The following is a 7,592-nucleotide window of genomic DNA, read 5'->3' as shown; positions in this document are numbered from 1 at the left end:
GCGATCCGTTTTGATGTCGGTGAGCGAAGCAACTTCTTGTTGCTTCCCATGATGCTTGCCGGACTCCGTCAGATCAATGAATGGGGACCCGGTCGCATCCAGGAATATTGTGCACGTCTGTTTGAACCCGCACTGAAGGAGCTTCAGCCGTTTGGTTACCAGGTGGAGAAGGCTGGTGGCCGGTTTTCTCATCTGGTGGGGATTCGACTCCCTGACACCCTGTCGCCTGACCGCCTGCGGACCGCACTGGTTGACGGGTCGGTACACGTTTCGGTGCGGGGCACGGCCATCCGCGTCTCGCCACATGTCTACAATGATGCACGGGATGTCGAGGCGCTCGTGGACATCTTGAAGTCTGCGATCCATGGATCGTGACGCCAGCCGAATCCGGGAGCCGGTACAGCCCGTTTCGGGATCATGTCAGGAACGGGGCACGGCATTTGCCGTTGATCTGGCTGGTATGACCGGATACAGGATATCTTCGATGAACCCTTTCTTCGCGACATTCCGTCGAGCGAGCATAGTACTGCTGGTGGTCGGCGCGTTGACCGCACTGTGGAACGCACATCCAGTGTGGGCCCAGAACGATGCGCAAGCCGTGGTTGACAGGCTGCGGACGCGCCTTCAGAGTGCGAAGGCTCTTCAGGTAGACTTCAACCAGACGTATTCGTCAGAGTACTTCGACGACACGGAGTCGTCGACCGGAACGGCGATTCTTCAGGGTTCGCGGTATCGAGTAGTCACTTCGTCGCAGGTCTTCGTTTCCGACGGCGTCACCACGTGGATCTATGATGAAGCCGAGAACCAGGTCCTGGTCAATGACTACGTGGAGGATGAGACGACCGTATCGCTGAACACGTTCTTGTTCGGCAGCGGAGAGAAGTATCGTGCTGATCAGGTCAATTCAGTTTTGTTGGGAGGAGCCCCGCACGACGCTGTCAAGCTGGATGCTCTTGATCCGGCGGCGTTCTTTCCGCACTACACGTTGTACGTTCGACAGGCTGACGAAGCGATCACGCGCCTTGAAGTTGTTGATCTCAACGGCACCACTATCACGTTCGAGCTTGGCAGGGTCGTTTTCGATCCGCCCATCCCGGATGATATCTTCACCTTCGAACCTGAGTCCACGTCAGACATCGTGGACCTTCGGTCTTCCTGAGATCGTAGGACTCTCCGTATTTCCTCTCCGACACCCGGAAGCGCGTCAGCCCCTTGCCCCGCATGAGATTGCGCTCAATCCTGTCCCAGGTCGCCAGCTTCGGTCTCGCTGGCGTTCTTCTGTACTTCTCGCTCAGGGGAGTTGACTTCAAGGAGGTCGGCGCCGCTCTCAGCACAGCCAACTACTGGTGGCTGATCCCCCTGGGAATCATAGCCATCGTCAGTCATCTGCTGCGAGCGTGGCGATGGCGAATTCTATTGTACGAATTGCCTGTCGCACCCGGCGCTGAGCGGAGCGAGATTAGCCTCTACAGTACCTTTTCGGCCCTGATCATCGGATATATGGCCAATTACGCCGCGCCCAGGATTGGCGAGGTCGTCCGTTCGGGGCTGGTCGCCAGGAAGGAAAGACTGAACATGGGTGGCGTGATCGGAACGGTGGTTGTCGAACGTGTTCTTGACATGGCCGTCCTGATACTTGCTCTAGGCGGTGCCGCCCTGATGCTCATCGACAGACTCGACACGATTCGCACCCTCTTTATCGATCCGGTCACATCGCAGTTGGATCGGCTGCCGTTTGGGATACTTGTGACTTTTGCGGTGCTAGGCCTGGCGGGTGCCATATACTTCGTCTGGTGGTGGCGACGGCGATCGGCCTATCAGGAGGGTGAAGGTGGCAGGCTTCGCCGGACGATCGGTGCGTTTGCAAATGGATTGCAGTCGCTTTTACGCACAAGGCGGAGACTCGCCATACTGACGAGTACAATTCTCATGTGGGGCTGTTACGCCGTGATGGCGCACATTCCGTTCCTGATTCTGCAGATGAGCGGTCCCTTCGAGATCTCACTTCTCGACTCCTGGAACATCATGGCAATCGGCGCGATCGGCGTGGCCATCCCCGCTCCCGGCGGGACTGGCTCGTATCACTACATAACGATACAGACCCTCGTTCATCTGTTTGGCGTAACGCAGGCGGCTGCGGCCACGTACGCAGTCGTCACGCATGCGGCCCAGCTTGTTCTCTACACAGTTCTCGGAGCCGCCTTCCTGCTGCACCAGGGCATCAAGCCGGGTTATCTGAAGAAAGCCCAGGAAACTGCGATCGATGAAAATCAGGCGAACGCCTGACAATTCGACGAGCGATTCGGTCGGCCTCGCATACGACTCAAATCCACGGTCTTACCATTCGCACGGTTTTGGAGCATACCTGGCACCACCTCGCACTACCCTGATGTTGTCGGAATCGGTAGTGAGCCCGACTGATTCATTGCAACAATTGTTAACAAACCCATCCAGGTCATGCAGGCAACCTCGAATCAGGACTCGCGGAATCCTCTCGAGGGTCTGGTTTCCGACGACGTGTACCAGACGCTTGAGTCCCATCACCTGCTGAGCGAAAAAGGTGTCCGGGACTATCAGATCCGACAGCGATTTCGTGACATGCGGAATGCAGATATGCCCGCCTACGATGCCATCGAAGCCCTCCGCGATGAGTATCCGTACCTCCAGTTCGACACGATACGCAAGATCGTCTACAGACTTAACGGAAGAAAGTAGACGGTGAACCGGGCGGTCGAGCTTCCTTACCCGGCGGAATCGGTTGCGCGCAGATGTCGTGCGACAAAGAGCGCGATGCCGGTAGCGACGGATACGTTGAGTGAATCGACCGAATCCTCCATCGGAATGCGAACGTGATGATCGCACGCCTCGCTGACCATCCTTGACATCCCTTTGCCCTCGCTTCCTACGACGAGAGCCACCGGGCGCCTCCAGTCCAGGCTCCACACGGTATCCGTTCCTGCGGCGCTCATCCCCACGATCCAGAAGCCGTGCTCTTTGAGTTGCGTAAGTGCGTCGACCAGCTTGCGCACTCTCGCGATCGGAATCATCCCGGCAGTCCCGGCGCTCGCTTTGACGACCACCGCATTCAGAGGCGCCGTCTTCGCAACAGGCAACACCACGCCTTTTACGCCGCTAGCAGCGGCCGTTCGCAATATCGCGCCAAGGTTGTGCGGATCCTGAATTCCATCCAGTACGATCAACGAGGGTTGTAGCCGGCGTGTCTCGTCGAGACCCGCCGCCACCGAGTTCAGCATGTCGTCGAGATCCACGTAGCCAATCGCAGTAACCGCTGCGACTACCCCCTGGTGCGGCGTATCCGCCACAAGCTGATCGAGCTTCTGCCGCGGCACAAACTGCACGAGTACTCCACTGCGATCCGCGTCCGAGGCAATTCGACGCAAGACGCTCGACTTCAGATCGCGCTGAATAAAAACCTTATCGATATGCTCGGAGCGCCGCGAAAGCGCTTCGATCACCGGGTTTCGGCCGGCGACAAATGCACTCACTTCGGACTCCCGTGGCTAATTAACAAAATGATCACACGAAACCCGCACTTAAACAATTCCTGGCCCGCCAGCGAGACGGGTTGTTGTTTTTCCCTATTTCTGCAGCGGCTAACTTCAGGTCAGCGGAATTGGGCGAAAGCAAGCAACAAGCAACACGTCATGGCCGGTTCACGCAACGACTTTCTCATGTTCGAGACAGACACAGCGGAGACATACAATGGCTTCAGACTTTGATCTTAAAAAGTACGAAATACACGTCGATGACATCGTTCGAAATGCGCCGCCATCGAAGCTATATGAAGAGGCGATTCGAAACGACGAGCGTTCGGCGATCTCCGATGCCGGGGCGCTGATTACCTATTCAGGTAGAAAGACCGGCAGGAGCCCGGCCGACAAGCGTATCGTGGCCGAGGCCGACACCGAGCAGGATATCTGGTGGGGAAACATCAATATCAAGCTCGACGAGCATACGTTCATGGTTAACCGTGAACGAGCCATCGATTACCTCAACCTGTGTAAGCGACTCTACGTAGTCGACGGGTTCGCGGGGTGGGATCCGAAGTACCGGATCAAAGCGCGCATCATCTGTAGTCGCCCGTACCACGCCCTCTTCATGCACAACATGCTGATTCGTCCGACCGAAGAGGAGCTGGCAGACTTTGGCGACCCGGACTATGTCGTGTTGAATGCGGGTCGATTCCCTGCGAATCAATACACGTTTCATATGACGTCCGATACGAGTGTCGACCTGAGCCTGTCGCGCGGCCAGTTTGTCATTCTCGGTACGGAGTACGCCGGCGAGATGAAGAAGGGAATCTTCACTGTGATGAACTACATCATGCCCAAGATCGGTGTGCTGTCGATGCATTGCTCAGCAAACGAGAGCGAGGATGGCAAGGTCTCTCTCTTCTTTGGTTTGTCGGGGACAGGCAAGACAACGCTGTCAGCTGATCCAGACCGACGTCTGATCGGAGATGACGAGCATTGTTGGTCGGACGAGGGCGTCTTCAACATAGAAGGTGGGTGCTATGCGAAGGCGATCGACCTGTCGGCCGAGAAAGAGCCGGAGATCTTCAATGCGATTCGATTCGGGACGGTTCTGGAGAACGTGATCTATGATCCCGACACGCGGGAAGTGGACTACTCTGATGTCTCGATTACGCAAAACACACGTGCATCATATCCGATCGAGCACATAGACAACGCCAAGATCCCGTGCGTCGGTGGGCATCCCGAACATATCATCTTCCTCACGGCTGACGCCTTCGGCGTGCTGCCACCGGTGAGCAAGCTGACGCCGGAACAGGCCATGTACCATTTTGTCAGCGGCTACACGGCGAAGGTTGCGGGTACGGAGCAAGGTATCGACGAACCTCAGGCTACGTTTTCGGCGTGTTTCGGAGCAGCGTTCATGGTCTGGCACCCGAATAAGTACGCCGAGCAACTTGCAGAGCGAATTCGAAAGCACGACGCCAAGGCGTGGCTCGTGAATACGGGATGGTCAGGAGGTCCGTACGGCACCGGTGCACGTATCTCGCTGAAGCATACGAGAGCGATCATCGATGCCATTCACTCGGGCGAACTGACGTCGGCCGAGACGATGAATGAGCCCATCTTCGGCATGAGTGTACCGACGCAGTGCAGCGGCGTGCCTTCGGAGATTCTCATGCCTCGCAATACCTGGAAGGACACGGACGCGTACGATCGCACGGCAATGAAACTGGCAGAGCTCTTCGACAAGAACTTCAAGAAGTACGAGTCCGGGGCAAACGACGCGGTCAAGGCAGCCGGACCGCGCATGACCAGGGCGTAGCGAGATCTGAGATCGTCAGGAAGGGTTGGTATCGGTCGCGTTGGAGCCGCGCGACTCAGGAGCGATGTCATGCCGGCGGCGGCGAAGGATAAGTCCGATCCCTCCAATCGCGACAAGCAGAACTGAGATAACCTCGGCCTGCGTCACCGATAATCCGAGCAGATCGAATCGATTGTTCACTCTGATCTGCTCTATGAGGAACCGCTCTACGCCGGCGAATACGAAGTACATCGAGAACAGCCATCCACCCATGAATGGGTGCTTCCGGAGGCCCCACAGAACTCCAAAGAATGCGGCGGCGAGAACGAATTCGTATATCGGCGTGGGGAATACGGGAGCACTCGACAGATCGATTCCCAGAATGTTATTTGGATAGGTCTCGCTCCAGAGCCAGGTGGGAATCCAGCCGGGTTTGGCCGCGATATCGCTGGCAATACCCCAGTCTCCGTCGCCGGCGAGATGACATCCAATTCGGCCGATTCCATAGGCAAGCATCAGCCCCGGGGCAAACGCATCGGACGCTATCGCAACATCGATCTTCTTACTCCTCAAGTACCATGCGATGGACAATGCCGCGATAATGAGCCCGCCGTAAAACGTGAACCCGCCCGTAGAGAATATCATTCCGAGTGGATCGCGCGCGAGAAGATCGAGGTTCTCCAGAATGTGAAACACCTTGGCGCCGCCAAAACCCGCCACCACCACGATGACCGTGATCGTCCCCAGCAAGGCCGAAGGACTTGCCTCGGTCGTCTTGGAACGACCCTTCTTTCCCTTCTCAGGAACGTTGATCCGTACACCGTTCAGTCGGCCATCCCTGTAGAGACGATCCAACTCCTTTCCGGTGAGCCAGACAGCGGTCAGCACGCCGGCCGCGACCATCGCACCAAACGAATAGATCGGAAACGGCAACTCAAAGCCGAACACATCCTTGAAAACGTCGCTAAGTCTGGGATACATCTACGTCCTGTTCGGAAGGTGTGTGAAATACGATGCTACGTCTGACAACTCGACGTCGTTTTGATCGCCGGTCGCCAGATCCTTGATTGAAACGACGCCTCGATCCAGTTCGTCCTTTCCGAGGATCGCCGCGAATCGGGCGCCGGTGCGATTGGCTTCCCTCATCTGTGCCTTCATTGAGCGGCCGAGCAGGTCGAACGTCACATCTGAGCCGGACTGCCTGATCGATCGCGCAAGTTGAAACGTCCTGTTCACGGCGTCGTCACCGATCGCCACAATGAAGACGTCGGGCCCTCCTGCCCCGGCAGACTCAACGCCAGCGCTGTCCATAGCCAGGAACAATCGCTCCAACCCAGCGGCAAATCCCACTGCCGGCACCGGGTTTGGACTACCGATTTCACGGGCCAGAAGGTCGTAGCGTCCCCCGCCGGCCAGCGCACTCTGGGCCCCAAGTGCCGGGCTCTCGAGTTCGAACGCGGTTCGCGTGTAGTAGTCCAGTCCACGTACCAGGAAGTGATCTACTTCAAACTTGAGACCGATATCTGTCAACAAGGATTGAACCGCGGCGAAGTGCTCCGTGCTCTCCTCATCGACGAAGTCGATCAGCGTGGGGGCATCATGGAGAAGTTGGCGCTCGGCCGGGACTTTCGTGTCAAGAATCCGAAGCGGATTGCTTCGAAGTCGTTCCCGACTGGTTTCCGACAGCGCCTCCTGATGTGGCTCAAAGTACTCGCGAAGGGCGTCGGCATAACGGGGTCTGCTCGATTCGTCGCCGAGCGTGTTGATCCGGAGCTGCGTGTCGGTGACACCCAGCGCAGCGTAGACGTCGATCATCGCTGCAACGGTTTCCGCATCGGCGACGGGGCTATCCGATCCAATGACCTCCAATCCGAACTGATGGAATTGTCGGTATCGACCTTTCTGCGGACGTTCGGCTCTAAAGCAGGGGCCGATGTAGTAGAGTCTCTGCACTCCGCCGGACTGATCCAGATGATGCTGCAGATAGGCGCGCATTACCGGTGCCGTGATTTCCGGGCGGAGCACATAATTCTTGTCGCCGCGCTGGAAGGCAAACATTTCCTTCGAGACGATATCGGTCAACTCACCGACACCGCGAGCAACCAGCTCAGTCGGCTCAAGCATGGGCGTCCGAATCTCACGTGCCCCATACTTAGCCATGGCGTCGTGGATCACGTCCTCCACGTACCGCCACATGGCGGTTGCGGGGACATGCGTACCATCGGAGTCCGATGCGTCCGGTAGAACGTCGAACGTGCCCTTGATATTTCTGAACGTCCGACTCAAGCGGTAGC

8 protein-coding genes are annotated in these 7,592 nt (G+C 57.2%); 5 read left to right on the top strand and 3 right to left on the bottom strand.

The genetic code is table 11. From position 1 onward, the window contains the following. From HKN37_10765 to HKN37_10750, 4 genes are all read left to right on the top strand, one after another. The coding region (locus HKN37_10765; GenBank protein NNE47130.1) for an aminotransferase at positions 1 to 375 on the top strand (375 nt) is incomplete at its 5' end. Between the two features lie 109 nt (positions 376 to 484). Further along, a complete protein-coding gene (locus tag HKN37_10760; protein ID NNE47129.1) occupies positions 485 to 1,159 on the top strand; it encodes an outer membrane lipoprotein carrier protein LolA in 675 nt (224 codons plus the stop codon). Positions 1,160 to 1,221: 62 nt separating this feature from the next. Next, the gene (locus HKN37_10755; GenBank protein ID NNE47128.1) at positions 1,222 to 2,286 is read left to right on the top strand and encodes a flippase-like domain-containing protein; all 1,065 of its coding nucleotides are present in this window, start codon (positions 1,222 to 1,224) and stop codon (positions 2,284 to 2,286) included. A 171-nt stretch (positions 2,287 to 2,457) separates the two neighbouring features. Beyond that, positions 2,458 to 2,715: a hypothetical protein gene (locus tag HKN37_10750; GenBank protein ID NNE47127.1), complete on the top strand. Its 258-nt coding sequence runs from the start codon at positions 2,458 to 2,460 to the stop codon at positions 2,713 to 2,715. A 26-nt stretch (positions 2,716 to 2,741) separates the two neighbouring features. Here HKN37_10750 and rlmB read toward each other — a convergent pair whose 3' ends face one another. Continuing rightward, on the bottom strand, positions 2,742 to 3,506 hold the full coding sequence (rlmB, locus tag HKN37_10745; GenBank protein ID NNE47126.1) for a 23S rRNA (guanosine(2251)-2'-O)-methyltransferase RlmB: 765 nt from the start codon (positions 3,504 to 3,506) through the stop codon (positions 2,742 to 2,744). 217 nt (positions 3,507 to 3,723) lie between these two features. On the opposite strand from rlmB, the gene pckA reads away from it, so the two are divergent. Further along, positions 3,724 to 5,319: a phosphoenolpyruvate carboxykinase (ATP) gene (gene pckA, locus HKN37_10740; protein NNE47125.1), complete on the top strand. Its 1,596-nt coding sequence runs from the start codon at positions 3,724 to 3,726 to the stop codon at positions 5,317 to 5,319. Positions 5,320 to 5,334: 15 nt separating this feature from the next. On the opposite strand, the gene HKN37_10735 is transcribed toward pckA, so the two are convergent. After that, the gene (locus tag HKN37_10735) at positions 5,335 to 6,279 is read right to left on the bottom strand and encodes a prolipoprotein diacylglyceryl transferase (GenBank protein NNE47124.1); all 945 of its coding nucleotides are present in this window, start codon (positions 6,277 to 6,279) and stop codon (positions 5,335 to 5,337) included. Beyond that, positions 6,280 to 7,584 carry a histidine--tRNA ligase gene (locus HKN37_10730; GenBank protein NNE47123.1) on the bottom strand — a complete coding sequence of 435 codons (1,305 nt, stop codon included), beginning with the start codon at positions 7,582 to 7,584 and terminating at the stop codon, positions 6,280 to 6,282. It abuts the gene before it with no gap. Positions 7,585 to 7,592 lie beyond the last annotated feature (8 nt).

The sequence above is a fragment of the Rhodothermales bacterium genome, from assembly GCA_013002345.1.
Taxonomy (GTDB): domain Bacteria; phylum Bacteroidota; class Rhodothermia; order Rhodothermales; family JABDKH01; genus JABDKH01.
Note: the sequence above shows the minus strand (reverse complement) of the source record. Positions and strands in the feature narration are given on the sequence as shown.

Excerpts from the sequence above, each read along its gene's own strand:
- HKN37_10760 (NNE47129.1), top strand. The coding sequence starts at position 485 with ATGAACCCTTTCTTCGCGACATTCCGTCGAGCGAGCATAGTACTGCTG.
- HKN37_10755 (NNE47128.1), top strand. The coding sequence starts at position 1,222 with ATGAGATTGCGCTCAATCCTGTCCCAGGTCGCCAGCTTCGGTCTCGCT.
- pckA (NNE47125.1), top strand. The coding sequence starts at position 3,724 with ATGGCTTCAGACTTTGATCTTAAAAAGTACGAAATACACGTCGATGAC.
- HKN37_10735 (NNE47124.1), bottom strand. The coding sequence starts at position 6,279 with ATGTATCCCAGACTTAGCGACGTTTTCAAGGATGTGTTCGGCTTTGAG.
- HKN37_10750 (NNE47127.1), top strand. The coding sequence starts at position 2,458 with ATGCAGGCAACCTCGAATCAGGACTCGCGGAATCCTCTCGAGGGTCTG.